The sequence below is a fragment of the Pseudomonas sp. B6001 genome (assembly GCF_013386015.1).
GTDB lineage: Bacteria > Pseudomonadota > Gammaproteobacteria > Pseudomonadales > Pseudomonadaceae > Aquipseudomonas.
The window spans coordinates 118,270-144,620 of sequence record NZ_JACAOX010000039.1 but is presented as its reverse complement, the minus strand read 5'-3'; the positions used below and the strand labels follow the sequence as shown (position 1 = coordinate 144,620).

The following is a 26,351-nucleotide window of genomic DNA, read 5'->3' as shown; positions in this document are numbered from 1 at the left end:
GACGCTGACGCTGACGCTGATGCTGATGCTGATGCTGACGCGGATGCCGATGCCGATGCCGATGCGGACGCTGACGCTGATGCGGATGCGGATGCCGACGCGGATGCCGACGCTGACGCTGATGCTGATGCTGATGCGGATGCTGACGCGGATGCCGATGCGGATGCTGACGCGGATGCCGATGCGGATGCTGACGCGGATGCCGATGCCGACGCGGACGCGGACGCGGATGCTGATGCCGATGCGGACGCTGACGCTGACGCTGACGCTGATGCCGACGCCGACGCCGACGCTGATGCCGATGCCGATGCCGATGCTGATGCGGACGCCGATGCTGATGCCGATGCCGATGCCGATGCCGACGCCGACGCGGATGCGGATGCGGATGCTGACGCCGATGCCGATGCCGATGCCGATGCCGATGCTGACGCTGACGCTGACGCTGACGCTGACGCTGACGCTGACGCTGACGCTGACGCTGACGCGGATGCGGATGCGGATGCTGATGCGGACGCCGACGCCGACGCCGACCTCGAAGCCTTCGACGACCTCGCTACCGGCGAAGTAACCATCAAACCCGTAACATCCAACACCGGCCTGGCCGATATGCGCGTGTTCACCCTGTTGGGTGTCGGCGGCATCATTCTGGGCGATCACACCAAGCAGCAGGAGTTCTCGGTTGCCGAGGGTTCCAGCGGAACGCTGAACCTGCAGTTTGCCCAGGCCGACCTGGTCTCGCTGTTGGGCGGTGGCTTCACTGCGACGCTGGAAGTGAGCGACGGTGCCGGTGGATGGTTGCCGGTGCAGCAAGGCAGCAACGGTTCGGGCTTGCTCGACCTGTTGGGGCTGTTCGGACAAAGCTCCAGCGCCAAAATCGAAGGCCTGGAAGCCGGGCAGTATCGCTTTACCCTCAAGCTCGACCCCAACCTGGTCAGCGTTGGTGCAGGGGCCACGGCCAAGTTGAGCGTCACCAATGACAGCCTCACCGACTTCACCGGTGAAGCTGGGCCGGATGTCACCGGCAACGTCATCACCGACCCGGGCATTGGCGGTAAACCGGATGAACCGGGAACCGGCGGGCCAGTGAAGGTGCAGGTCGAGGTCAACGGCGAATTCGTCGATGCCGACGCCACCACCGGCACGGTGCTGCAGGGCCAATATGGTCAGCTGACCATCTTCGCCAACGGCGAGTACAAGTACACCCCGAACGGCGATGTCGCCAGCATCGGCAAGGTGGATGCCTTCGAGTATCACCTGGTCAATGGTGCCGGTGCTTCGGCCTCGGCAACCTTGTATGTGCGTATCGACAGCCCGAGTGTCAACGTGGACTGGAGCGCTACCGATCCATCTGCGCCCGGCGTGATCAACACGGTCGCCAACGATGACCTGGGTTCGGCGCAGATCGACATCGTCAACCTGGTTACCCAGGCCGACCTGGCGACCCTGAGCTACAACCTGGCACTGCTCGGCAGCAGTACGGGGACGGGTGCCGAGATCAACGTTGCCACGGGCACGACCGCAGAGCTTGCGATCAACGTCACCGTCACCGGCATTGCGTTGTTGCCAGGCACGACCGTCAATCTGCAGAAGTTCATCGGTAACGAATGGGTCACGCAGCAGACCACTACCCAGGCGAACCACACGTTCCAAGGGTTGGATGCCGGGACCTATCGCGTGACCGGGACGACCGGTGCCGTGCTGTCGCTGAGTGCGCTGCACATTGCGCAGAAGCTCACTACCACCTCCCTCACGGAGTTCGTGACCGGTGCAATGAGCAATGCGACTGGCAACCTGCTGTCCGACAGCTTGTCCGGGCCGGATGTCCTCGGTTCGCCGCTGACGGTACTCAGTGTGCTGGTCAACGGGGTCTATGTGATTCCTGGGCAAACGGGGACGAAAATCAACGGTGACCACGGCACATTGACCGTGTTTGCCGATGGTAAGTACGTCTACACCCCGCATGCCGGGCTGACGCTGGACGAGATTGGCCAGGTGGATAAATTCACCTACAAGCTCACCACGCCAACCGGCCAGGAAGACACCGCCGACCTCTACGTGCGCATCGACTCGCCGGATCGCGACCTGGTCTGGGACGACGCCAACCCGGGTGCGCCAGCCACTGAAGGTGCCGGCATTGCCGCTGCCCACAGTGCGGTGGACCAGGCGGCGGATGACGGCGCCAACGTTGACGGCGATCACCACGATGCCGTGGTGGCCGACGACACCGACTTCACCCATGTCGATGCTGGCGCGGGTGCAGACGGGTTGTTGTGGGAAGGCGGCGATGCAGCCATCAACCTCACCGACCTGATTGGCACAGTCAGCGGGGTGCACAGCATCGACCTGAACGATGTCAGCGCCGTCGACCTGACCCTGAGCCTCGAAGACCTGGTGTCCATCACCGGGCCTGAGTCGGATCGCTTGATGATCCAGGGCGACGATCAGGACAGCGTGCACCTGACAGGTGACTGGAGCGCCGGTGCGACCCAGGTAGAGAACGGTCTTGAGTACGTGATCTACACCAGTCCGGAAGATGAAACCCATCAGCTCTGGGTACAGAGCGGCATCAGCGTGGTGTAACGCCACCCCTGCCGGCCGGGCCGCAAGGCCCGGTTTTCCCTACCAACGGTAATGCAGCGATGGGCCGTGACGTCAGTCACGGTCCGTTGTTGTACTCATCAGGTTTGACAACAGTCAGGTGACTAGCAGTGAGGCAAAAGAGTTTGGCCAAGCAGCTGTCTGCCGTAATTCTGGCAGTCGCAATGATCGCGCCCGAGCGTGCGCCGGTCATGGCAGCGTCGTATATCGACGATGAAGAACGCGTCAACATCATCAGCCCGAGCAACCTGGGCACACATTTACCCGGCGGGCCAACGGGCGTCAGCGCACCGGTGGCACCCGAGCACGTCATACCGAGCAACCTTGACCTGACACGCGCCATTCAACTGGCGGTGGAATGGCACCCGGCAATTTCCGAGGCGATCGGCCAGCTGTACCAACAAAACGAGAACGTGAACATCGCCCGTTCCGGTTATTACCCGCAAGTCAGCGGTGGCTTCAACTCCGGCTACGACAGCGGCCTGAGGGGCAACGGCCAGAGCCGTGCGTTTTCGTTGTCGGCGTCGCAGATGCTCTATGACTTCGGCAAGGTCTCAAGTTCTGTCGACAGTGCGCTGGCACGGGTCAGTGCCAGCCAGGCGTCGGTGTTGCTGTCGATCGATCAGGTGGCGCGCGATACCTCGTTCGCCGTGATCGAACTGCAGCGCTCGCAGTTGCTGGTGCAACTGGCTCGCGAGCAAATCGACGGCATTTCGGCGATTGCAGAGCTGGCCAAAAAGCGCAGCGACATGGGCGCCAGCACCCGTTCGGACCTGATCCAGGCCCGCTCGCGGGTCGAGGCCTCGGTGGCGACGCAACTGCAATTCACCGCGCAATTCAATCGCTGGCGCAGCACGTTGAGCAGCCTGCTTGGGTCGCAGGCGCCAGTGAGCGTGGCGAATGGTTTTCCGGCAAGCCTGGAGCAATCCTGCGTGGGCGTGGTACCCGATACGGCAGTCACGCCGACCCTGCTGATCGCCCAGGCGCAGCGTGTCGATGCGCTGGCGCTGATTGCACAAGCCCGTGCCGAGGCGTTGCCGACCGTGTCGCTGGACCCGTCCATCACGCACTACCTGGACAACAACGACGACAGCAACGTCCCCGGCGGCCGCGACCGTACCCGTTATGGCGTATTTCTCAACGTGAAAATGCCGCTGTACCAGGGCGGCGCAATCACCGCCCGCAAATCCGCCGCGCAACAGGCCCTGCGTTCCGCCGATGCCGCCAACGACGCCGCGCGCCTTGCGGTTCGCCAGGGGTTGCTGGAAGCGCGGGATCAAATCTCAAGCCTCAGCCAGCGGTTATCCACCCTGGATTTTCGTGAGCGCAGCATCTCCGAAACCCGCGACCTGTATCGCCAGCAGTACCTCGAACTGGGCACACGGCCGTTGCTCGACCTGCTGAATGCCGAGCAGGAAATTCACCAGGCACGCATGGACCGGGAAAACACCGCCGCTGACCTGCGCCGCCTGAAAATCGATTGCCTCTACAACACGGGCGCACTGCGCACGGCGTTCCACCTGGACAACAGCACCCTGCAAGGTGTGGAGATTCGGCCATGAATGATGCTGTGATGCTTGCGGACGAAACCAACGCAGTACAAACCCCGCTGAACCCGGCGCCCGCAGTGGATTATGAAGTGTGGCTGGAGGCCGTCCTGAGCGTGGCCCGGCATTACCGCCTGGAATGCTCGGCCCAAAGCGTGCGCATCGCCGCACAATGGACCGAAGGCGCTTCGGTGGAAGAGGTGGTACGGCAGATGGCCCGCCAGGCGGGGTTGAACTGCGTGATTGCCGACTTCAGCGAAACCACGCTGATGCAGCGCCAATTACCGGTGGTGCTGCAATTTGCCGACGGCCAGGTGGGTGTGCTCGAAACCCTCGGCGACGGCGACAACCTGGGCATCGCCTACAGCGGCGACGGCGGCCTGCAAAGCCGGCTCACCCGCCAGGACCTGTTGGAGCAAGCGCGCAAGAGCGTGATTCTGCGACCCATGGCGGCAGTGCGTGACCGGCGTGTGGACGACTACATCAAGCCTTACGAGAAGGCGTGGTTCAAAAACATCGTGCTGCGCGACCTGCGGCCCTATGGCTATGTGATGCTCGCTTCGCTGGTCACCAGCGTGCTGGGGTTGGCCGGGGTACTGTTTTCGATGCAGGTGTACGACCGGGTGATCCCGGCCGAATCCATGCCCACCCTGTATGTGCTGTTTGGCGGGGTGATGCTGGCGCTGGTGTTTGATTTCATCATGCGCATCACCCGTGTGCGCATCACCGACATGCTCGGCAAACGCGCGGATCTGCGCGTTTCCGACCTGGTGTTCGGGCATGCCATTCGCTTGCGTAACAGCGCCCGGCCGAAGTCCACCGGCTCGTTCATTTCGCAGCTCAAGGAGCTGGAGCAACTGCGTGAGCTGATCACCTCCAGCACCGCCACGGCGCTGGCCGATCTGCCGTTCTTCCTGCTGTTTCTGGTGATCTACTGGTTGATCGCCGGCCCGCTGGTGGCGGTGCCAATGGTGGCTGTGCTGTTCCTGATAGTGCCCGGGCTGTTGGCGCAGAAAAAACTCGCGGCACTGGCGAATGAGTCGATGCGTGAAAGCTCGTTGCGCAGCGCCATGCTGGTGGAGACCATACAAGGCCTGGACGACATCAAGGCGTTGCAGGCCGAACAGCGCTTCCAGCAACAATGGAATCACTACAACGCCACCTGCGGCGACGCCAGCCTGCGCCTGCGCATGCTCACCAACAAACTGGTGGCCTGGAGCAACAATGTGCAGGGCTCGGTGTTTGCCGTGGTGGTGGTGTTCGGTGCGCCGATGGTCATGGCCAGCGACATGACCACCGGTAGCCTTGTCGCGGCGTCGATCCTGGCGTCGCGGATGATGGCGCCGATGTCCCAGATCACCCAGGTGCTGACGCGCTGGCAGCAGGCCAAGGTTGCGCTGCAAGGCCTGAACCGGATCATGGAGTTGCCGGTGGACCATCCCGAGGGCAGCAAGCGCGTGCACCTGCCGGTGATCAAAGGCCAATACGCGCTGAGCCAGGCCACATTCCAGTATTCCGACGATGCCCCCGTGCCGGCGCTGCGTGTGGCCGACCTGAAGATCCAGCCGGGCGAGCGCATCGCGATTCTGGGGCGTAACGGCGCGGGTAAATCTACGCTGTTGCAGGCATTGGCCGGGATGCTCGACCTCAAGGCCGGCACTATCAGCCTGGATAGCGTTGCCCTCAGCCACATCGACCCCGCCGACGTGCGCCGCGATGTGGGGCTGATGACACAAAACTCGCGGCTGTTCCACGGCACGCTGCGCGACAACCTGATCATGGGGGCGCCGCATGCCAGCGATCAGGAAATCCTCCAGGCCCTGGCGCTGACCGGTGCGGACGACTTCATCGGCAAGTTCGCCGACGGCCTGGACCACATGATCCTGGAAGGTGGCCTGGGCCTGTCGGGCGGGCAGCGTCAGTCGCTGCTGCTGTCGCGGCTGATGATTCGCCAGCCGCATATCGTGTTGCTCGACGAGCCCACCGCGTCCCTGGATGAAGCGACCGAGCGCCAGTTGATCCACAACCTCGACCGCTGGGCGGCCCATCGCACGCTGATTATCGCCACGCACCGCATGAGTGTATTGAGCCTGGTGAATCGGGTGATCGTGGTCGACAACGGCCAGATCATCGTCGATGACAGCAAAGCCAACGCGATTGCGCGCCTGTCCAAACCGAAGGGGAAAACCCAGTGAAAAGCCCTGCGCCGAAAACCATACCCCTGCTCGCCACCGAAGACGAAGGCGCCCGGCATACCCACGACGGCGTGGATGAACGCACCGTGGTGCGCGCCACGCGCGTGGTGGGCTGGGTGTTTGTCATGCTGATTGCATTTGGTGCCTGGGCCTACTTTTTTGAAGTGGACGAAGTCTCGACGGGCAGCGGCAAAGTCATCCCGACCTCGCGTGAGCAAATCATCCAGTCGCTGGAAGGCGGCATCGTCACGGAGTTGAATGTGGGGGAGGGCGATATCGTCAAAAATGGCCAGACGTTGGCCAGGCTTGACCCGACCAAGACCGAATCCAACTTTGATGAAAGTGCCGCCAAGTACCGGGCATCGCTGGCCAGCGTCGCGCGTTTGCAGGCCGAGGTAGACGGCAAACCGTTACTGTTCCCCCCGGAACTTGAGCGTTACCCCGCACTGGTGCGCGCCGAAACCGACCTGTTCAACACTCGGCGCAAGGGCCTCGAAGAATCATTGGCCGGCGTGCGTTCGTCGCTCGGGCTGGTGCGTAGCGAGCTGGAAATCACCGAAAACCTGGCCAAGGTCGGCGCCGCCAGCAACGTTGAGGTGTTGCGCCTCAAGCGCCAAAAGGCCGAGCTGGAGTTGAAACTGACCCAGGCCCGCTCCGAGTATATGGTGCGGGCCGGTGAGGACCTGGCGAAGGTCAATGCCGACGTCGAGACGCTGTCGTCAGTCATGCGCGGGCGCTCCGACTCGGTGACCCGCCTGACCCTGCGCTCGCCGGTTCGCGGTATCGTCAAGGGGATCGAGGTCACCACCATCGGCGGGGTTATCCCGCCCAACGGGCGCCTGATGCAGATTGTGCCCCTGGATGAGCAGTTGTTGATCGAGGCGCGTATCTCCCCGCGAGACATCGCCTTTATCCATCCCGACCAGGTGGCCAAGGTCAAGATCACCGCCTACGACTACGCCATTTATGGCGGCATGGACGGCAAGGTCGTGACCATTTCTCCGGACACTATCCAGGACGAGGTCAAGCCAGAAGTTTTTTACTACCGAGTGTTCATCCGCACCGACGCTGACACCTTGAAAAACAAGGCCGGCAAGTCGTTTTCGATTGTGCCTGGGATGATTGCCTCGGTGGATATCAAGACCGGCCAGAAAACCGTGCTCGACTATTTGATCAAGCCCATGAACCGTGCGCGGGAGGCCTTGCGCGAGCGTTAGGCGAGGTGGCTGTGGCCAGGTTTGCGTTGTGGTGGATGCTGTTGTGGGCCGGCGTGCCGGGCGCGTGGGCCCTGAGTGAGGGTTCGACACCGTTGCTTTGGAACACCCCGGCCGACCAGTCGACCTGCAACCAGGTCGACTCTGCACTCTGGGTCGAGTTGGCCGGGGGCGATGAGTGCATTCGCTATTTTTCCGGGGCGGTGCTGAGCCGTGCGCCCGTGGTGATCGTGATGTTTCATGGCGACCGCAACGTGGAAATGCACCGCTCGCCCGAGTCGATCCTTGGCAATACCCTGGCCGCCAAGGCCAGGCAGGCCAAGGCCCTGAGCTGGCGTGCGGGCGTACCGGTGGTGATTGTGGCGCGACCTGGCACCTACGGTTCCAGCGGCAACCATGGGCAGCGGCGCCAGGCGCGGGAATTCATTGTGCTGGACGCTGCGCTCAACGAGCTGCGCAAGCGTTACGGCATCGGGCAGTTTGTGTTGCTGGGGCACAGCGGCGGCGCCACGGTGGCCGCGGCGTTGTTGACCTTGGGTCGTACCGATGTGAAGTGTGCAGTGATGACTTCCGGCGCGTTTGCCCTGGTGCAGCGCGCGCAGATGTTGCGTCAAAGCAAAGGCCTGCCTTCGCGTCCGGGGCGCGACACCAATGGTTTGTTGCACCCCTACGATCCCTTGGAGCACATGGCCGGCATTGCCGTTGCGCCTGAGCGGCAGTTGTTCGTGATTGGCAGCGTGGACGACCAGGTAACCCCATTTGTGTTGCAGGAGCGTTTTTACCAGGCGTTGATTCGCGCCGGGCATCAGGCGCAGTTGGTCAAGGCGCAGGGTGTGCCTGCGATGTTTCACCAACTGCGCAATGACATTGGCCTGAAGACAGCAGCGGGCTGCGCGGGCTAACCCGCCGGCACCGCCTGTTCGGTCGTGTTCAGCCAATCACAGATCTGCGACAACCCGGTACCACCGGAGCTTTTCACCAGTACCCAATCCCCCGCCTGGAACCACTGGCCGGGGTGGCGCGCCAACGCCTGGCCTAATGCCGTGGCATCCTCGAACCACTGCACTGACAGCTCACTGCGCAGCACCCGGTACACCTCATGCATCAGCGGCCCGCACAGCACCAAATGCCGGGGCGCCGCCGCGCGCAGCGAGTCAGCCAGTTCCAGGTGGTAGCGCTGGGCGTCGGGGCCCAGCTCCAGCATGTCGCCCAACACTACTACCCGGTGCCGCGAGGCCACGGGCAGGTCGGCCATCGAGCGCAAGGCCGCAGCCATCGAGCCCGGGTTGGCGTTGTACGCATCGTTGATCAGCTGGAAATGCCCGTCGGTGCATTTGATCGAGCGGATATTGCCGCGACCTTCCACCGGTTGGAAGCCGGTCAGCACTTCCAGTGCCTGGTCGGCGTCAAGCCCGGCGGCGAACAGCGACGCCAGCACCCCCAGTGCGTTGAGCACCATGTGTCGGCCGCGAGCACTCAGGCTGAAATCCAGCCGTTGCGTGTCACGTTGCGCGGTGACGTAGACCCGGTCGGCCTCGCTGCACACGTCGAGCAGGCGCACATCGGCATCAGCGTGTTCGCCATAGCTGGTCACGTGCAAGCGCGCGACTTCGGCGGCCTGGGCGAACACCTCGTAGTGCGGCATATCGCGGCACAGCACCGCGTGCCCACCCGGTGCCATCGAGCGGAAGATCGCGCTCTTTTTACGCGCCAGGTTTTCCAGGGTGCCATGGTATTCCAGGTGCGCCGGAGCCAGCCCGGTCACGATAGCAATGTGTGGGCGCACCAGCTCCGAGTTAATCGGCATGCGGCCCACGGCCATTTCCAGTACCCAGAATTCGGCCGGCCGGGGCATGCTCGCCAGGTTCCAGGCGATCCCATGGGGCAGGTTGGCGTTGGCCTCGGTGTGGCCCACTTCGCCCCAGTGTTTCAGGGCGTGGCCGAGCATGGCGACCACGGTGGTTTTACCGAAGCTGCCGGTGACGCCGAACACCTGGCCAGTGAATTGCTGCCTGGCGTATCGACCCATTTGCAGCATGGCCTCGCTGGTATCGGCGACCTGTAACACCGGCAGGCCGCTGTCCAGGTAGGGCGTCGGGTCTACACACAAGAACGCCGAGGGGCGCCGCTCAGGACTGGCCTGGGCCCAGCGCAGCGCCGACTGCACTTCGTTCGGTCCCACCTTGCTGGGGTGCCGATTGAGCATGCGCTGGGGTTTGAAAAACTGCATGGACGGCGTCAAACCCGACGTGTACCAACCGGGCGGCGGCTGTTTGGCCCAGGTGCCGTGTGTCACCCGAGCCAGGGTGTTGGCGTCCCAGACCCAGCCGAGGGGCGCTGCGTCCTGGGCCAGGCTCACTTGCGGCGCGCCGTCGAGCAGGTAGCGGTGGTAGGCAATCAGCCCCGAGAGGTAATGCTCCACGTCGTCGATGCGCACCCTGAACGCGTGGTGACGGATAAAAAACGAGCCGGCAATGCGCGCAGGATTGGCGAAATACATCGCCGTTTCCGGCCAGAAATACCCGTTGAACAGATAGCGCGCACGATGATGCAGGGCGCGGTAAAACGCGTGCAGGTCGATCTCGGTGAGCAGGTGGCGCAATTGCGCTTGCTGGGCGATGCGTTCGAGCATCTGCTGCGCAGCCATCATCAATTCCAGTAGCGTCGGAAAGGTGGTGATGCGCTGTTGCACGAACCCCAGATAACCGGCGACGTTATTCAGGCCGAAGCGGAAATACTTTTCGTCAGGTCGGTAGCGGGTCAGTTCGTTCACGCAATAGCTGAGCCAGTGATCGTGCTCGCGCCAGTGCTGTTTTTCGATGAAGTAGTCGAAGGCTTTTTCCACCACGGTTAACCAGCGCTCATCGCCGGTGAGGCCGTAGAGGCGGATCAACCCGAACGCGGCCTCGCCGTCGTAGTAGATGATCCGGAACGCCTCTTTGACGGTAAGGTCACGGCCATGCAAGACGTGCACGAAGGCGCCGGTGGTCGCGTCCTGCATCCAGGCCATGCCATTGGCCAGGGCTTCCAGCACGGGTAGGTAGTGGCGGGTGCCGGTGACTTCGCTGTATTTGACCAGCGCCAACAAACACACGGCATTGCCGCCCAGTTTGATCTCGTCACCGGTGTCCAGCAGATATGCCGCCACACTGCCGTCGGGCAGCACGTAGGACTTGATCAGTTCCTGGGTAAGGTAGGCCAGCGAGCGGTCGATGGCGGATTTAAGCGCCTCGTCGCCGGTCAGTGCCCAGGCCTCGATCATCGAATAGGTGGTACTGGCGTGGCGCAGGGTGTTGTAGTTTTTTATCGCCCGGTCAAAGCACGGGAAGTAGCCGTAGACGAACTGGCCGCCGCCCTGCACCTGAGTGCTCAGGTAGCTTGCGGCGCTGATGATGCTCGCCTTTACCATGCCGGGCTCCAGCGCTGCGAGGGTGCGCCAGCCGGTTTCTGTCGGGCCAGGGTTCAGCGGGTGGGGCACGCCGTCTTCGGCACAAAAAACGCCCTTGGTGTCGAACAGGAACACGGGGGTCTCGGGTTCAAGTGTGGCGATCAGGTCGGCTGTATTGAGCCCGGTAAAACGGCGCCTGGCGTACACCGAAAAATTGCCGGCATTGAAGCTCGCGTGATTGATAGCGTTGCCGCCATACAGGATCGCGTTGGCGTTCAGTTCCTGTTCGGTGATCGCGATGTGCAGCGCCGCATCGAAGGCGATGCCGCGCCGGAAGTAATTACGCTTGTGGCGCTTGAAGCGCGCATTGAGTTCGGCCCAGGTGATGGCGGTTACGTTGATCGCGCATTCGACGCGTATCCATGAACGTTCGACGATGTTGCCTGACTGCGCACGGTCTCGTTCGTAGGCTCCCTGCAAGCGCTGCACACCGGTTTGCCAGGCGGCTTCGAAGTTATCTGCCGTGATATGAAAAACATGCGCGCGCTGGGTGCCGTCGCTCATGGAGAAAAACAAGGTACAGGGCTGCGCGGTGTCTGATGATACAGCAGGCCCATTCATTTCTTTGCTTAGATGAGCATAACAAGCAAGCCATTGCTGTTTCACAGGCATAGTTCATCACCAGTTTTTAACTTGGAGAGGGGTGGCGCGCAGTGTTCATGATTAAACTGCGCGCCAGCTGATAAATAAGCAGAAAGTTATGCCGCACAGTTTTATAAAGGCAAATTACCCAGGCTTATATATCAAGAGCAGAGCGATGAATCCTCTTTCTCCGGCTCCAGCACGGAGGGCGGGACTTGGCTCTCGTATTGCTGGAGATGGTCACGAATCAGCTTGCGAATAACCTGAGAAATAGTAAGGTCAACTTCCTCGGACAGCGACTCCAGACGCTGCTTGGTCGGGAAGTCGATGAGAATGGTCAGACGTGTTGTTTTTTCAGGCATTTTCTTGATCCTTTTACAAAAGCGCGGTCTCGACTGCCGCGTGCAGTAAGTGCTGGAAGACGTGTGGAGTCCTTAGAACAAACCAATGGGGTAATCAACTGATTCATTGGAGTCTAATTCAAATCGCTGCGCGTTTTCCATCAATGTGCAGTGAAGGTTGCGATTATGTGAAGTTCTGCACCTTCTCCGTACCTCTTATTATCATCGGGTTATAATGCTATGAGATTCGAGTATAGACCGGTTGCAAGAAAGCTATCTCAAAGTGTAGGGGGTGTCAAAAGTCAATCTTATCTATAACTAAAGTAGTGGTTGTACTGTTTGGTGAGTTTGATTATGTATTTTGCGCATTACGTCATGAGATTTTTTCAAGAACTTGGCGCTCACAATATTCTGTCACAAAATACTAATTGATTGTTTTCGAATATCAAGGGTTGTTGTCACGAATAACAGCGACTGTTATTGGAAGAGGGGCAGGGAGGTGCTGCTTTTATCAGAAGGGCGCGACGGTCGTCGTTGAGGTAAAAGGGGCCAGGGCGACCCCTTTCCAGGAGGTGGGATCAGGCAAACACAAAATACTTACGCACCGTCTCGACCACTTCCCACGTCCCCTTCATCCCCGGCTCCACCACAAAGATATCCCCAGCCCGCAAATGGATCGGCTCCAGGCCGTCCGGGGTGATCACGCAGTAGCCTTCCTGGAAGTGACAGTATTCCCACTTCACATACTCCACCCGCCATTTGCCGGGGGTGCAGATCCAGGTGCCCATGATCTTGCTGCCGTCTTCGCTGGTGTAGGCGTTGAGGTTGACGGTGTGCGGGTCGCCTTCGAGTTTTTCCCATTTGCAGGCGTCCAGCACCGGCAGTGGATGGGTGTCGCGCAGTACGGTGATTGGCTTGGACATGATGATTCCGAGGCAGTGGAAGGGAAGTCCGAACCCTATCGCCTTGGGCGGCCCGCCAGTGGTCTGGACTCGACATCGGGATGCCCAGAAGCGCAGTCATTTGCACAGCCGTGAGTCACCGCCAACCCCGGTGGGAGCCGGGCTTGCCCGCGATGGCGGAGTGTCAGGCGATGGAAGGGCACGCTGTGCCGACCTCATCGCCGGCAAGCCCGGCTCCCACAGGGGATATTTGTTGTGTGAAGGATTGAGTCGGTACGAAATATCTGTGCGCCAATCAGACATTTCCTCGCAGTAAGTGCGAAAGATTTCCCGCTTTGCGCTGGAATTCGCAAGAATATTTACAGCCAGCCCTCGTATCATTCACCCCAGTAACGACCGAGAGCCTTGAGATGAATCCAATAAAAACGTGGTGGGACATCAGCCCGCCCTTGAGCACCGCGACCCCGACCTGGCCGGGTGATACGCCGTTTCAGGAAGAGCGGGTCTGGCAGTTCGGCCCCGAGTGCCCGGTGAATGTCGGACGCATCACCCTGTCGCCCCACACCGGCGCCCATGTGGACGCGCCGTTGCACTACAGCGCGGACGGCGCGCCGATTGGCGAAGTGTCTCTGGATGTGTACATGGGCCCGTGCCGGGTGCTGCATTGCCTGGGCAGCGGCGCGCTGGTGCAGCCGCATCAGTTGGAAGGCCGCCTGGAAAACCTCCCGGAGCGTGTACTGTTGCGCACTTATCAACAGGCGCCGCTGGATGCCTGGGATTCGAATTTCACCGCCGTCGCCCCGCAAACGGTCGAGTTGCTGTTCAGCCTCGGTGTGCGCCTGATCGGTATCGACACACCGTCCCTGGACCCGCAGCAGTCCAAGACCATGGACTCCCACAACGCCGTCGCCCGGCATGGCATGGCGATTCTCGAAGGCATCGTCCTCGACGACGTGCCGGAGGGCGATTACGAGTTGATCGCGCTGCCGCTGCGTTTTGCCAACCTCGATGCCAGCCCGGTACGAGCCATTCTCCGCCCGCTCAAGGAGCCCACGCGATGAGCCAGTGTCCTTTCTCCCCTGACTACCAGCCGCCGGAAGAATGGCATAACGCCGAGCTGAATTTTTCCGAGTCCATGAGCTACGGCGACTACCTGGACCTGGGCAAAGTGCTCAGCGCCCAGCACCCGCTGTCGCCGGACCACAACGAGATGCTGTTCATCATCCAGCACCAGACCTCGGAGCTGTGGATGAAGTTGATGCTCCACGAACTCAAGGCCGCCCGCGAACACGTGCGCCTGGGTGAGCTGCCGCCGGCGTTCAAGATGCTGGCGCGGGTGTCGCGGATCTTTGACCAGTTGGTGCACGCCTGGGCGGTACTGGCGACCATGACGCCGTCGGAGTACAAGTCGATCCGCCCGTACCTGGGGCAGTCGTCGGGTTTCCAGTCGTTCCAGTACCGGGAAATCGAATTCATCCTCGGCAACAAAAGCGCGGCGCTGTTGCGGCCTCACGCCCACCGGCCGGAGTTGTTGAAGGAGCTGCAGGTGGCGATTGCCACGCCGTCGCTGTATGACGAGGCGATCAACCTGATGACCAAGGCCGGGCTGGCGATCGACCCCAAGCGCGCCGAACGCGACCCGACGGCGCCAACGGTTCACGATGATTCCGTGGAGGCGGCGTGGCGCGAGGTTTATCGCGATCCGAGCCGGTATTGGGACCTGTACCAATTGGCCGAAAAGTTTATCGACCTGGAAGATTCCTTCCGCCAGTGGCGCTTCCGCCATGTCACCACCGTGGAGCGGATCATCGGCTTCCAGCCTGGTACGGGCGGCACCGAAGGCGTGGGCTACCTGCGCAAGATGCTCGACACCGTATTGTTCCCCGAGCTGTGGCGAGTGCGTTCCACGCTGTAATCAAGGCCCAACAAAAAGCCCCGGTACTCATCAGTACCGGGGCTTTTCATTTGGAATACGATCCAAATGTGGGAGCGGGCTTGCTCGCGAAAGCGGTGTGTCAGTCAATACATCAGGTGACTGACACGACGCCTTCGCGAGCAAGCCCGCTCCCACACAAGCCCGCTCCCACATGGGTTATTGCGCTGTTACTGCCTTCGCGTTGTTCAACCGCAACCGGTACGCCACATAGATAATCCCGACCCAGACCGGAATCGCATACACCGACGCCCGTACGCCCGGAATCGCCAGCATCACGCAGATGATCATCAGCATGAACGCCAGGCACAGGTAGTTGCTGAACGGGAACCAGAAGGTCTTGAACGACGGCACCACGCCTTGCTCGCCCATGGCCTTGCGGAACTTGATGTGGGTCAGGCTGATCAGCGCCCAGTTGATCATCAACGAGGCAACCACCAGCGCAAACAACAGCTCCAGTGCGTCATGCGGCGCGACGTAGTTGATCACCACACACAGCAGCGTCACCAGGGCCGAGATGCCCAGGGCACGCAGCGGCACGCCTTGCTTGTTCAACTTCATCAGCGCTTTCGGCGCGTCGCCTTGCTCGGCCAGGCCGAACAGCATGCGGCTGTTGCAGTACACGCCGCTGTTGTACACCGACAGTGCCGCGGTCAGGACCACGAAGTTGAGGATGTGGGCGGCGGTGTCGTTACCGATCAAGGAAAAGATCTGCACGAACGGACTGCCGCTGTAGGCATCGCCCGACGCGCCGAGGGTTTGCAGCAGTTGGTCCCATGGGTACAACGACAGCAGCACGGTAAGGGCGCCAACGTAGAAAATCAGGATCCGGTACACCACCTGGTTGATCGCCTTCGGGATCACCTTGCGGGGTTCGCTGGCTTCGGCGGCGGTAATACCCACCAGCTCCAGGCCGCCGAACGAGAACATGATGAACGCCATGGACATCAACAGCCCCATGCCGCCATTCGGGAAGAACCCGCCGTGGCTCCACAGGTTACTCACCGAGGCCTGCGGGCCGCCGGTGCCGCTGAACAGCAGGTAGCAGCCGAGCACGATCATGCCGACAATCGCCACCACCTTGATGATCGCGAACCAGAACTCGGTCTCACCGAAGAACTTCACGTTGAGGGTGTTGATCAGGTTGACCAGCACAAAGAACACCACCGCACTGACCCAGGTCGGAATTTCCGGCCACCAGAACTGGATGTACTTGCCCACCGCTGTCAGCTCGGCCATGCCCACCAGCACGTAGAGTACCCAGTAGTTCCAGCCGGCGAGGAAGCCTGCGTAACCGCCCCAGTACTTGTGGGCGAAGTGGCTGAAGGAGCCGGCCACCGGTTCCTCGACGATCATTTCGCCCAGCTGGCGCATGATCAGGAACGCGATGAACCCGGCTACCGCATAGCCCAGGATCATCGACGGCCCCGCCGACTTGAGCACGCCCGCCGAGCCGAGGAACAGCCCGGTCCCGATCGCCCCTCCCAAGGCAATCAGCTGAATATGCCGGTTCTTCAGGCCACGCTTGAGGCCCACCGGGTTAACCATGTCATCCGCCATTAACATTCCCTTCTACTTGTTTTTTTCAGGGTTGATCGCACACCGAACCAGCCCCTCAAACCGCTGAGGGGTCAGATATTACTCTCGGTAAACTTTTCGTAATACAGCTGAACGCCATCAAGTGCCTGATCCAGCAGCCATTGTTTGATGGATTCGACCATCGGAGGGGGGCCGCAGACGTACATATCTGCCGATTGATCCCGCAATTCGGCCAGGTCGAAATGCTCGGTGAGGTAGCCGCGTTTGCCGGCCCAGTCCGAAGGTGGGTCGCTGAGTACCTCGGTGTAGCGAAACCCCGGGATCGTATCGGCGTAGGCTTTTATGCGTGTTGCCTCGCATAAATCTGCCGCACCCCGCACGCCGTAATACAGGTGCACCGGCTGTTGGCAGCCGCTGGCGGCCAGGTCATCGAGCATGCCCAGCAGCGCGGATAAGCCGGTGCCGCCGGCAACCAGCACCAGCGGTTGGGTGACGTGCCTGAGGTAGAAAGCGCCCAGTGGCGCTTCCAGCAGCAGTTCATCGCCGACCTGGCAGCGTTCGCGGATGTAGTTGCTCATCACGCCATCGGGCAGCAGGCGGATCAGGAACTGCAACTGATTGCCCGGGCGGTTGGCGAAAGAGTAGGAGCGCCAACTGTCGGTGCCGGGAATCGACAGGCGGGCATATTGGCCCGGCAAAAAGTCCAATGGGTGTTCAAGCTGCAGGTGCAGGATCGCGGTGCTGGCCGAGACCTGTTGCACTTGGCTCACCGTACTGCGGATTTGTACTGGCCCCGGCGCGTTGCACAGGCTGGAATCAAAATCGAAGTAGAACGCCGCATCGGATTGGACCCGGGTCTGGCAGCTGAGCATTTTGCGTTGTTGCAGGTCGAGGCTGGAGAGGGCTTCCTCGTCTACGTAGTCCTGGCTGTAGTCGCCGGACTCGCAGCGGCCCTGGCAGGTGCCGCATACGCCTTCGCGGCAGTCGAGCGGGATCTTGATGCCGTTGCGCAACGCCGCATCCAACAGGATCTCATTGGCGCCCACCGGGAAAAACAGGGTCTTGCCGTCGGCAAAACTGAAGGCCACTTTGTGATTCATTCGCAGAACTCCGCGAGTTTGATTTTCTATGCCTGCGATTTACCTGTGGCGAGGGAGCTTGCTCCCGCTGGGCTGCGCAGCAGCCCCAAAAAGCCGGGGGCGCTACGCACTGGAGCGCCAACCCGGTCCAGCGGGAGCAAGCTCCCTCGCCACAGGTGTAATGCATCAGGTCACAGGTGATAGAAATCCAGCACCGAGTTGATGGTGTCGTTGAGCAGCAGCGCGTGCTTGCGGGTGATCAACCAACTGTCGCCATCGGGCTTGAGGCTGTAGGTGGCGCTGCCATAGAACTGCTCCGACGTCGCCAGCCGATAGAACAACGTGTGCCAGTTCAACTTCACTTCCAGCAGCCCGCCCGGTTGCTCGGCAATCCGCACGTTGTTGATCAAATGCAGCGTCCTTGGCATCGGCGTGGCCGACGCAGCCTTGCCCGTACGCAGGCGAAACACCCGATCCTCCAGCCCCGAGCGGTTGGCGTAGTAGATCAACGACATTTCGCGCTTCGGGTCGCGGGTGTAGACATGTTCCGAATCCCACTGCGGCAGGTGGAATTCACTCTGCGGGTCGAACAGCTGCACGTAGGCGTCCCAGTCCTGGGCATCGCACAGCTCGGATTTACGATAAAAAAACTGCTCGATCCGGTACTGCAATTGCGCATTCATCATTCCACCTCCCGCAGTTTCAGGGCTTGCTGGTCGAGCCCGTCCAGCAGGAATTTCTGCCAGTTGCGGTGCTGGTTGACGTACAGCCCTTCGTGGGTGAATTCGGTGCCGGTCATCGCCGGCTGGATACCGATGGATTCGCTATTGGGGGTCGGCCCGGTTTCCCAGCGGTGGCTGCCACGGGAAATATCGCTCCAGCGCTCCAGGCGGCCCTGGAAGCCGCGCTGGGCTTCGCGAAATTCCACCAGGTCATCCGGCGTGCCCATGCCCGAGACGTTGAAGAAATCCTCGAACTGGCGAATACGGTTTTCACGGTCGGCGTCAGACTCGTTCTTCACCCCCAGGCACTGGCTGATGATTTCGGTCTTGTTCCACGCGATGGGCCGGATGATCCGCAGCTGCGAGCTGATCTGGTCGAGGAAGAACAGGCTTGGGTAGATGTTCAGGTTGCGTAGGCGGTGCATCATCCATTCGGCTTTTTGCTGGCCGTGTTCTTCGATCAGGCGCGGCATGATGGTGGCGTAGCCCGAACGCACGGTGGGGTTGGGCATGTCGCTGAACAACAGGCTGTGGCCATTGTTGAAGGCGAACCAGCCGTCATCGGTGTTCGCGTCGCCGGCGCCGAGCTTGCTGTAGTCCAGTGTCGTGCCCGAGCCGGTGCCGTTTTCCGTATTGACCTGCTGGCGATGCTGCACCGTGGCCACGTAGTTGTAGTGCACGGTGCTGACGTGATAACCGTCCAGGCCGTTCTCGTTTTGCAGTTTCCAGTTACCGTCGTAGGTGTAGGCGGACTTGCCCGGCAGCACTTCCAGCTCACCGGTGGCCGATTGGGCGACCATCATGTCGAAGAACACTTTGGCGTCGCCGAGGAAGTCTTCCAGGCTGTTGGTGCCGTTCACGTCGAGGCTGATGAAGACGAAGCCCTTGTAGCTCTCGATCCGTGCTTTTTTCAGGCCGCGAGTGGCCTTGTCGAAGCCTTCCGGGTATTCCCCCGGCGCCTTGACCTTCACCAGCCGGCCATCGCTCTTGTAGCACCAGGCATGGAACGGGCAGGTAAACGTGGACTGGTTGCCCTTGCCGACTCGGGTCAGGGTGGTGCCCCGGTGCTGGCAGGCGTTGATCAGCGCGTTGAGCTGGCCTTCGCCGTCGCGGGTTATGATCATCGGCTGGCGCCCGGCGCGCATCGTCACGAAGTCGTGCTTGTTGGCCAGTTCGCTCTCATGACAGGCATAGATCCAGTTTTTTTCGAAGATCAGTTCCATCTCCAGCTCGAACAACTCCGGCTCGGTGAACATGTCCCGGGCGATGCGGAACACCTCATCCACCGGACGGAAGTCCAGGCAGCCTTCGATAAAGCTTTTCCACTGCTCGACGCTTCTTGCACCACTCATGGGAGGCACCTTTTTTGATAATGGCTAGACGGGTAAGCCATTAAGAGGCTGCGGCGGGGCACCGGGCTATCCGGTTAATGGGGGAAGGTGGGCCACTTAGTTGGGCACGAAATACCCACGGCGGTGCAGGGCGGTGGCGGAATGCGCTACTGTCTTGCAAGGCGATTGTCGGAAAAGTCTGCTTGTTATCCACTTAGTCGACGGTTGCTATCCACCCAGTGGCGATCCCGCTGGCGTGGCGCAAAACTTGCTGTCGATCTACCAGGACGCGCCGTCAGAGCGCGCCGGCCACAATTGCCGTGGGTGCCCCGTGATGAGTAGCAATACACGCGATATACGTATCGAGCGCTTCGACCTTGAAGGCGCCTGCAGCTGGATGTCCGGCATTTGCGGGCCGCACCGCCTGCAAACCGCGACGCCGGAGCGCATCCGCTTTCACCACAGCGCCAATGTGTTCAAGTCCCGCGCCACGACGCTGGGGATTATCGAATACGGCACCGACGTCACCATCGACATCGAAGACGCCGAGCACTTCAGCAGCTACAGCCTGACCCTGCCGCTGGTGGGCGAGCAGGAACTGAGCAAGAACGGCGTGCGGCTCAGCTCCAACCGTGACCAGGGCGTGATCATCTCGCCCAACGAACATCAGGTGCTGGAGATCTCCGGCGACTGCCGCAAGTTGCAGGTGGTGATCACCCGCGCGGCGATGAGCGAATCCCTGGAAGGCCTGCTGCAGCGGCCGATTGAAGCGCCGCTGCGCTTCGAGTCGGCGATGGACGCGGTGGACGGCGCTTCCGCGTCGTGGTGGCGCATGGCGCGGTATTTCATCGCCGAGCTGGAGCGCAGCAGTGAGCTGTATGACCAGGTGGCGTTTACCCGGGACCTGGAAAGCTCGCTGATCAAGGGCCTGATCCTGGCCCAGCCGAACAACTATTCCGAAGAGCTGCGGGACGTGCTGGGGGTGAAACTGCCGCACTATTTGATTCGTGCCCGACAGTACATCCACGACAACGCCCGGGAAGCGGTGCACCTGGAGGATCTGGAGGCGGCGGCGGGCGTGTCGCGCTTCAAGCTGTTCGATGCCTTCCGCAAATACTTCGCCCTGTCGCCCATGGCCTATCTGAAGAAATACCGCCTGGGTGCCGTGCGCCAGCAAATCCTCGAACATGGCTCCACGCGCACCATCTCCGAAATCGCCCTGGGCTGGGGCTTTACCCACCTGGGGCGATTCTCGGCCGAATACCGCAAGCTGTTCGACGAATCCCCCAGCCAGACGCTGCAGCGCAACGACGCCCGGCGCATGCGGGGGTGAACACTTTACTCAAAAACAACGGAGATCAACTGTGGGAGCGGGCTTGCTCGCGAATGCGGTGCATCAGCCAACTCATTCGGTGACTGACACTGCGCATTCGCGAGCAAGCCCGCTCCCACATTGGATGTGTGGTGTTCTTTTAAATCAACTCTTCCACCAGTTGCAGGCAATGACTGAGCCCCGGCGACTGGTCATTGATCCGCCGGCTGAGAATGATCGGCGACGTGGCGGTGGCCTCCACCACCGGCGTATAGCCAATGTCTGCGCGGTGCAGCACCTGCACCGAGGCGGGTACCAGGGTCACGCCCATGCCTGCGCCGACCAGACCAATGGCGGTCTGCAATTCGTTGGTCCACTGCGAAACCTTCAGGCTCAAGCCATGGGCATCGAACAGCGCGATCACATGGTCGGCGTAGCTCGGCCGCGGGTTGCCGGGATACAGCACGAAGGGTTCAGCGGCCAATTGCGCCAGGGTGGCCGGGGCGCCCAGCAGGGGATGCCCGGCGGGCAACACCGCCACCAACCGGTCCTCCACCAACACCCGCTGCACAATGGCCGGGTCGTCGATGCGAATCCGCCCGAAGCCCACGTCAATCCGCCCGGCCTTGAGGGCTTCGACCTGTTGCAGCGTGGTCATCTCCGACAGGCCCAACTCCAGCTCCAGGCCATCGTGGCTGCGCAGCCGGCGAATCAACTCCGGCAGCACGCCGTACAGCGTCGACGGCGCAAAACCGATGCCCAGCCAGGTTTTCTGCCCAAGGCCGATGCGCCGGGTGTTGTCACACACCTTGCCCAGTTGCTCCAGCAGCACATTGGCGTGCTCATAGAAAAACCGCCCGGCTTCGGTCAGGCGCAACGGGCGCCCACGCTCCAGCAGGACCACACCCAGTTCGTCCTCCAGTTGCTGGATCTGCCGGCTCAGCGGCGGCTGGGCAATGTGCAGGCGTTCGGCGGCGCGGGTGAAGTTGAGGGTTTCCCCCAGCACCTGGAAGTAACGCAGATGGCGCAGTTCCATAAAGACTCCATTCATACCTTAAGGGTATTGTTCGAGACTCATTCTATATTGGAAGCCAGCAGAGATCCGGAACAGAATCAGGCCAAATCTATAAAGAACCCAACGGGTATTGCCATGCCGATTTGCGCCATCGAGTCGATCGAGACCATCATCGTCGATCTCCCTACCATCCGCCCGCACAAACTGGCGATGCACACGATGCAGAACCAGACCCTGGTGATCATCCGCGTGCGCTGCGCCGACGGTATCGAAGGCATTGGTGAATCCACCACCATCGGTGGCCTGAGCTACGGCAATGAAAGCCCCGACAGCATCAAGATCAACATCGACCGGCACTTCGCGCCGCTGCTGCTCGGCCAGGACGCGAGCAACATCAATGCCGCCATGTTGCGCCTGGAGCGCAGCATCCGGGGCAACACCTTTGCCAAGTCGGGTATCGAAAGCGCCTTGCTCGATGCCCTCGGCAAACGCCTGAACCTGCCGGTCAGCGAATTGCTCGGCGGCCGTGTGCGGGACGCCTTGCCGGTGGCCTGGACCCTGGCCAGCGGCAACACCGAAAAAGACATCGCCGAGGCCGAGAAGATGCTCGACCTGCGCCGGCACCGCATTTTCAAATTGAAGATCGGCGCCGGTGAAGTCAGCCAGGACCTGGCCCACGTCATCGCGATCAAAAAAGCCCTGGGCGACCGCGCCAGTGTGCGGGTCGACGTCAACCAGGCCTGGGACGAAGCCGTGGCCCTGCGCGCCTGCAAGGTGCTGGGGGACAACGGCATCGACCTGATCGAACAACCGATCTCGCGCAACAACCGCGGCGGCATGGTGCGGCTCAACCTGTCGAGCCCGGCGCCGATCATGGCCGACGAATCCATCGAATGCGTGGAAGATGCCTTCAACCTGGCCCGCGAAGGCGCGGCCTCGGTGTTCGCCCTGAAGATCGCCAAAAACGGCGGGCCGCGTGCGGTATTGCGCACCGCAGCGATTGCCGAAGCGGCGGGTATCGGCCTGTACGGCGGCACCATGCTTGAAGGCGGTATCGGCACCCTGGCCTCGGCCCATGCCTTTCTCACCTTGAACAAACTGGCGTGGGACACCGAGCTGTTCGGCCCGCTGCTGCTCACCGAAGACATCCTCGCCGAGCCGCTGGTGTACCGCGATTTCCACCTGCATGTCTCCACCGCTCCGGGCCTGGGCCTGGCCATCGATGAAGAGCGCCTGGCGTTCTTCCGTCGCGATAAATAACAAGAGGACACCTGCGATGTTGTTCCACGTAAAAATGACCGTGAACCTGCCAGTCGACATGAACCCCGAGCGCGCTGCCGGCCTCAAGGCTGAAGAAAAAGCCTTCTCCCAGCGGCTGCAGGAGCAAGGCAAATGGCGCCACCTGTGGCGCATCGCCGGGCTGTACGCCAACTACAGCGTGTTCGATGTCGACAGCGTGCAGGAACTGCATGACCTGCTGATGCAACTGCCGCTTTATCCTTACATGGCCATCGAAGTGAATGCCCTGTGCCGGCATCCATCGTCGATCCGTGAGGATGATCGCTGAGTCTGTTTTTTCACCTAATAATTACAAGATGAGGATTGCACCATGACCATCCGACTTTCCCAGACTGCTCACGCCCAACAGTTTCTCGAAGAAGCCAGCGGCAACCTTAACGACGGCGGCAACCCACGGGCCAAGGCGCTGATCTACCGGATCCTGCGGGACACGGTGAACATCATCGAAGACCTGGAAGTGACCCCGGAAGAGTTCTGGAAGGCGGTCAACTACCTCAACGAACTGGGCAAAAACCAGGAAGCCGGCTTGCTCGCGGCAGGGTTGGGCCTGGAGCATTACCTGGACATGCTGATGGACGCGGCAGACGAGGAAGCCGGCAAATCCGGCGGCACCCCGCGCACCATCGAAGGCCCGCTGTATGTGGCCGGTGCGCCGCTGTCCAAGTTCGAGGCGCGGCTGGACGACGGGCAGGACCCGGGCGTGCCGCTGTTCATGCAGGGCCAGGTGCGCGACACCAATGGCAAGCCGTTGGCGGGGGCGATTGTCGATGTATGGCAGGCCAATACCGGTGGTACGTATTCGTGGTTTGACAGCACGCAGTCGGAGTTCAACCTGCGTCGGCGAATCGAGACCGATGCCCAGGGCAACTACCGTTTTCGCAGCATCGTGCCGTCGGGGTATGGCTGCCCGCCGACCGGCCCGACCCAGCAGTTGCTGGACCAGTTGGGGCGCCATGGCCAGCGGCCGGCGCATATCCACTTCTTCATCTCGGCGCCGGGCCATCGGCACCTGACCACGCAGATCAACCTGTCGGATGATCCGTACCTGCATGATGATTTTGCCTATGCGACGCGGGATGAGTTGATCGCCGAAATTCGCTTCAGCGAGGACGCAAACCTGGCGAAGGAATTTGGTGTGGAAGGGCAGTTTGCGCAGATTGATTTTGACTTTGAGTTGCAGCCTGCGGCGGCGCCGGTAGAGCAGAAGCGCATGCAGCGAGTGCGCGCCCTCGAAGACTGAACGCGGTAAAAAAATGTGGGAGCGGGCTTGCTCGCGAATGCGGTGGATCAGTCAATATTTCCGGTGACTGACACTCCGCCTTCGCGAGCAAGCCCGCTCCCACATTGGCTCTGTATCGTTTGGCCTACTTGCGAACAACCAGGTCGAGCAGATCATCCCGATCCTTGATCTTCTGCAGCACGATCTCCGAGCGAATATCCATCACCCCCGCCGTGCGGTTCAGGTGGTTCACAATGAAATCCGAAAAGTGCTTGAGGTTGCGCGCCTGCACCCGCAGCACATAATTGCTCGCCCCGGTAATCACATACGCACTGGCCACCTCCGGCCACCCCTGCACCTTCTTGATAAACGTCTCGTGCCAATCCTCCACATCCTGGCGTAACGACAGGTGGACGATGGCCTCCAGCTCGATCCCCAGTTGCTCGGCGTTCAACACCGCCCGATAACCACTGATGATTCCCTCGCTTTCCAGCAGGCGCAAACGCCGCAGGCAGGCCGACGGCGACAGGGCGACTTTCTCCGCCAGTTCCTGGTTACTGATACGGCCATCCTGTTGCAGGAAATGCAGAAGGCGCAGGTCGGTGGCGTCGAGAATCATGGTTAGAATAAATCCGCGTGTTTGGGGGTTAAATTCGAATTTCCTACAGCTTAATTAGCCTGTTGCCCACCACTTTGCACGAAAATTCTCTAAAGCTTCGTTCATTATTTGGCTCATTGTTACTACAACAACAGGACTGACCATGACCACCCGCACCCATTGCCTGACCCTCGACGCCCAGGATCCGCTGGCGCCATTGCGCAACCAATTCGCCTTGCCGGCCGGGGTCATCTACCTCGACGGCAACTCCCTCGGTGCGCGCCCGGTAGCGGCACTGGAGCGGGCGCAAGCGGTGATCGCCGAGGAGTGGGGCAATGGCCTGATTCGCAGCTGGAACAGTGCCGGCTGGGCCGACCTGTCCCAGCGCCTGGGCAATCGCCTGGCACCGCTGATCGGTGCCCGCGACGGTGAAGTGGTGATCACCGATACCACCTCCATCAACCTGTTCAAAGTGCTCAGCGCCGCGCTGACCGTGCAACGCGAACGCGCGCCAAGCCGCAAGGTGATCGTCAGCGAAGCGAGCAATTTCCCCACCGACCTGTACATCGCCGAAGGCCTCACCGAACTGCTGCAACAGGGCTACTCCCTGCGCCTGGTCAACAGCCCGGACGAACTGCCGAAAGCCATCGACCAGGACACGGCCGTGGTGATGCTCACCCACGTCAACTACAAGACCGGCTACATGTACGACATGCAGGCCCAGACTGCCTTGAGCCATGAATGTGGCGCGCTGGCGATCTGGGACCTGGCGCATTCGGCGGGCGCGGTGCCGATCGACCTGCATCAGGCCGGTGCCGATTATGCGATTGGTTGCACTTACAAATACCTCAACGGCGGGCCCGGCTCCCAGGCGTTTGTGTGGGTCAACCCGGCGCTGGTGGATGTGGTTACGCAGCCGCTGTCGGGCTGGTTCGGGCATACCCGACAGTTCGCCATGGAATCGCGTTATGCCCCGAGCCAGGGCATCGCCCGCTACCTGTGCGGCACCCAGCCGATTACCTCGCTGGCGATGGTGGAGTGTGGCCTGGATATTTTCGCCCAGACCGATATGGCCAGCTTGCGCTCTAAATCCCTGGCGTTGACCGACCTGTTTATCGAGTTGGTGGAAAGCCGTTGCGCCGCCCACGACCTGACCCTGATCACCCCGCGTGAGCATGCCCGACGGGGTAGCCATGTCAGCTTCGAACACCCGGAAGGCTATGCGGTTATCCAGGCCTTGATCGCTCGTGGCGTGATTGGTGATTATCGTGAGCCGCGCATCATGCGTTTCGGGTTTACCCCGCTGTACACCAGCTTTGCTGAAGTGTGGGATGCGGTGGAAATCCTGGGTGAGATTCTCGATCAGAAAACCTGGGACCAGCCGCAGTTCAAGGTTCGCCACAGCGTCACCTGAGTAAACGCAGAGCAAAAAATGTGGGAGCGGGCTTGCTCGCGAATGCGGTCTATCAGTCTCTGA

General features: G+C 61.2%; 22 protein-coding genes. 12 read left to right on the top strand and 10 right to left on the bottom strand.

The features are described from left to right. A partial coding sequence (locus HX821_RS28840; RefSeq protein ID WP_177037107.1) for a hypothetical protein occupies nt 1–657 on the bottom strand: 657 nt, incomplete at its 3' end. Between HX821_RS28840 and HX821_RS28835 the strand changes: the two genes are divergently transcribed. The 5 genes from HX821_RS28835 (at nt 607) to HX821_RS28815 (ending at nt 8,456) form a co-directional block, all read left to right on the top strand. Further along, entirely contained in the window at nt 607–2,580 is a 1,974-nt protein-coding gene (locus HX821_RS28835; protein ID WP_238544250.1) for a BapA/Bap/LapF family large adhesin, read from the top strand. The genes HX821_RS28840 and HX821_RS28835 overlap by 51 nt on opposite strands. 182 nt (nt 2,581–2,762) lie before the next feature. After that, nucleotides 2,763–4,160 carry a TolC family outer membrane protein gene (locus HX821_RS28830; RefSeq protein WP_173406114.1) on the top strand — a complete coding sequence of 466 codons (1,398 nt, stop codon included), beginning with the start codon at nt 2,763–2,765 and terminating at the stop codon, nt 4,158–4,160. Continuing rightward, the gene (locus tag HX821_RS28825) at nt 4,157–6,340 is read left to right on the top strand and encodes a type I secretion system permease/ATPase (protein WP_177037106.1); all 2,184 of its coding nucleotides are present in this window, start codon (nt 4,157–4,159) and stop codon (nt 6,338–6,340) included. The genes HX821_RS28830 and HX821_RS28825 overlap by 4 nt, the downstream gene beginning before the upstream one ends. A gap of 26 nt (nt 6,341–6,366) precedes the next feature. Continuing rightward, the gene (locus tag HX821_RS28820; RefSeq protein ID WP_087693464.1) at nt 6,367–7,557 is read left to right on the top strand and encodes an HlyD family efflux transporter periplasmic adaptor subunit; all 1,191 of its coding nucleotides are present in this window, start codon (nt 6,367–6,369) and stop codon (nt 7,555–7,557) included. Nucleotides 7,558–7,592: 35 nt separating this feature from the next. Then, a complete protein-coding gene (locus tag HX821_RS28815; RefSeq protein WP_177037112.1) occupies nt 7,593–8,456 on the top strand; it encodes a S9 family peptidase in 864 nt (287 codons plus the stop codon). Here HX821_RS28815 and HX821_RS28810 read toward each other — a convergent pair. The 3 genes from HX821_RS28810 to HX821_RS28800 all read right to left on the bottom strand — a co-directional run bounded on the left by HX821_RS28810 (nt 8,453) and on the right by HX821_RS28800 (nt 12,848). Beyond that, nucleotides 8,453–11,506, bottom strand: coding sequence for a UDP-N-acetylmuramoyl-tripeptide--D-alanyl-D-alanine ligase (locus HX821_RS28810; RefSeq protein WP_177037103.1), 3,054 nt, complete (start codon nt 11,504–11,506; stop codon nt 8,453–8,455). The genes HX821_RS28815 and HX821_RS28810 overlap by 4 nt on opposite strands. Nucleotides 11,507–11,745: 239 nt before the next feature. Further along, a complete protein-coding gene (locus HX821_RS28805) occupies nt 11,746–11,946 on the bottom strand; it encodes a hypothetical protein (protein ID WP_003212332.1) in 201 nt (66 codons plus the stop codon). A gap of 557 nt (nt 11,947–12,503) precedes the next feature. Then, nucleotides 12,504–12,848 carry a cupin domain-containing protein gene (locus HX821_RS28800; RefSeq protein WP_003212331.1) on the bottom strand — a complete coding sequence of 115 codons (345 nt, stop codon included), beginning with the start codon at nt 12,846–12,848 and terminating at the stop codon, nt 12,504–12,506. A 389-nt stretch (nt 12,849–13,237) separates the two neighbouring features. Here HX821_RS28800 and kynB point away from each other — a divergent pair, with 389 nt between their 5' ends. Further along, a complete protein-coding gene (kynB, locus tag HX821_RS28795) occupies nt 13,238–13,888 on the top strand; it encodes an arylformamidase (RefSeq protein ID WP_087693454.1) in 651 nt (216 codons plus the stop codon). Further along, nucleotides 13,885–14,742, top strand: a complete 858-nt coding sequence (kynA, locus tag HX821_RS28790; protein ID WP_008436669.1) for a tryptophan 2,3-dioxygenase — start codon at nt 13,885–13,887, stop codon at nt 14,740–14,742. The genes kynB and kynA overlap by 4 nt, the downstream gene beginning before the upstream one ends. Nucleotides 14,743–14,919: 177 nt before the next feature. Here the strand turns inward: kynA and HX821_RS28785 are convergent, their stop codons facing one another. The 4 genes from HX821_RS28785 to antA all read right to left on the bottom strand — a co-directional run bounded on the left by HX821_RS28785 (nt 14,920) and on the right by antA (nt 19,452). Beyond that, complete coding sequence (locus HX821_RS28785; protein ID WP_003212324.1) at nt 14,920–16,320, bottom strand: amino acid permease; 1,401 nt, start codon at nt 16,318–16,320, stop codon at nt 14,920–14,922. A 71-nt stretch (nt 16,321–16,391) separates the two neighbouring features. Then, nucleotides 16,392–17,399 carry an anthranilate 1,2-dioxygenase electron transfer component AntC gene (antC, locus tag HX821_RS28780; protein WP_177037101.1) on the bottom strand — a complete coding sequence of 336 codons (1,008 nt, stop codon included), beginning with the start codon at nt 17,397–17,399 and terminating at the stop codon, nt 16,392–16,394. 170 nt (nt 17,400–17,569) lie between these two features. Further along, entirely contained in the window at nt 17,570–18,061 is a 492-nt protein-coding gene (antB, locus tag HX821_RS28775; RefSeq protein WP_102368034.1) for an anthranilate 1,2-dioxygenase small subunit, read from the bottom strand. Continuing rightward, entirely contained in the window at nt 18,061–19,452 is a 1,392-nt protein-coding gene (antA, locus tag HX821_RS28770; RefSeq protein ID WP_003212318.1) for an anthranilate 1,2-dioxygenase large subunit, read from the bottom strand. Before antA ends, antB begins: the two co-directional genes overlap by 1 nt. 313 nt (nt 19,453–19,765) lie before the next feature. On the opposite strand from antA, the gene HX821_RS28765 reads away from it, so the two are divergent. After that, nucleotides 19,766–20,764: a helix-turn-helix domain-containing protein gene (locus tag HX821_RS28765; RefSeq protein ID WP_008436676.1), complete on the top strand. Its 999-nt coding sequence runs from the start codon at nt 19,766–19,768 to the stop codon at nt 20,762–20,764. Between the two features lie 139 nt (nt 20,765–20,903). Here HX821_RS28765 and HX821_RS28760 read toward each other — a convergent pair whose 3' ends face one another. Next, nucleotides 20,904–21,779 carry a LysR family transcriptional regulator gene (locus HX821_RS28760; RefSeq protein WP_003212314.1) on the bottom strand — a complete coding sequence of 292 codons (876 nt, stop codon included), beginning with the start codon at nt 21,777–21,779 and terminating at the stop codon, nt 20,904–20,906. 114 nt (nt 21,780–21,893) lie between these two features. Between HX821_RS28760 and HX821_RS28755 the strand changes: the two genes are divergently transcribed. The 3 genes from HX821_RS28755 to catA are packed head-to-tail and all read left to right on the top strand — an operon-like array spanning nt 21,894 to nt 24,297. After that, entirely contained in the window at nt 21,894–23,018 is a 1,125-nt protein-coding gene (locus HX821_RS28755) for a muconate cycloisomerase family protein (protein WP_008436677.1), read from the top strand. Between the two features lie 16 nt (nt 23,019–23,034). After that, entirely contained in the window at nt 23,035–23,325 is a 291-nt protein-coding gene (gene catC / locus HX821_RS28750; RefSeq protein ID WP_003212310.1) for a muconolactone Delta-isomerase, read from the top strand. 42 nt (nt 23,326–23,367) lie between these two features. After that, entirely contained in the window at nt 23,368–24,297 is a 930-nt protein-coding gene (catA, locus tag HX821_RS28745) for a catechol 1,2-dioxygenase (protein WP_008436682.1), read from the top strand. Nucleotides 24,298–24,421: 124 nt separating this feature from the next. On the opposite strand, the gene HX821_RS28740 is transcribed toward catA, so the two are convergent. Beyond that, nucleotides 24,422–24,895, bottom strand: a complete 474-nt coding sequence (locus HX821_RS28740) for an Lrp/AsnC family transcriptional regulator (protein WP_003212305.1) — start codon at nt 24,893–24,895, stop codon at nt 24,422–24,424. Between the two features lie 142 nt (nt 24,896–25,037). Here HX821_RS28740 and kynU point away from each other — a divergent pair, with 142 nt between their 5' ends. Then, a complete protein-coding gene (kynU, locus tag HX821_RS28735; protein WP_134325689.1) occupies nt 25,038–26,288 on the top strand; it encodes a kynureninase in 1,251 nt (416 codons plus the stop codon). The last annotated feature ends 63 nt before the right edge of the window (nt 26,289–26,351 follow it).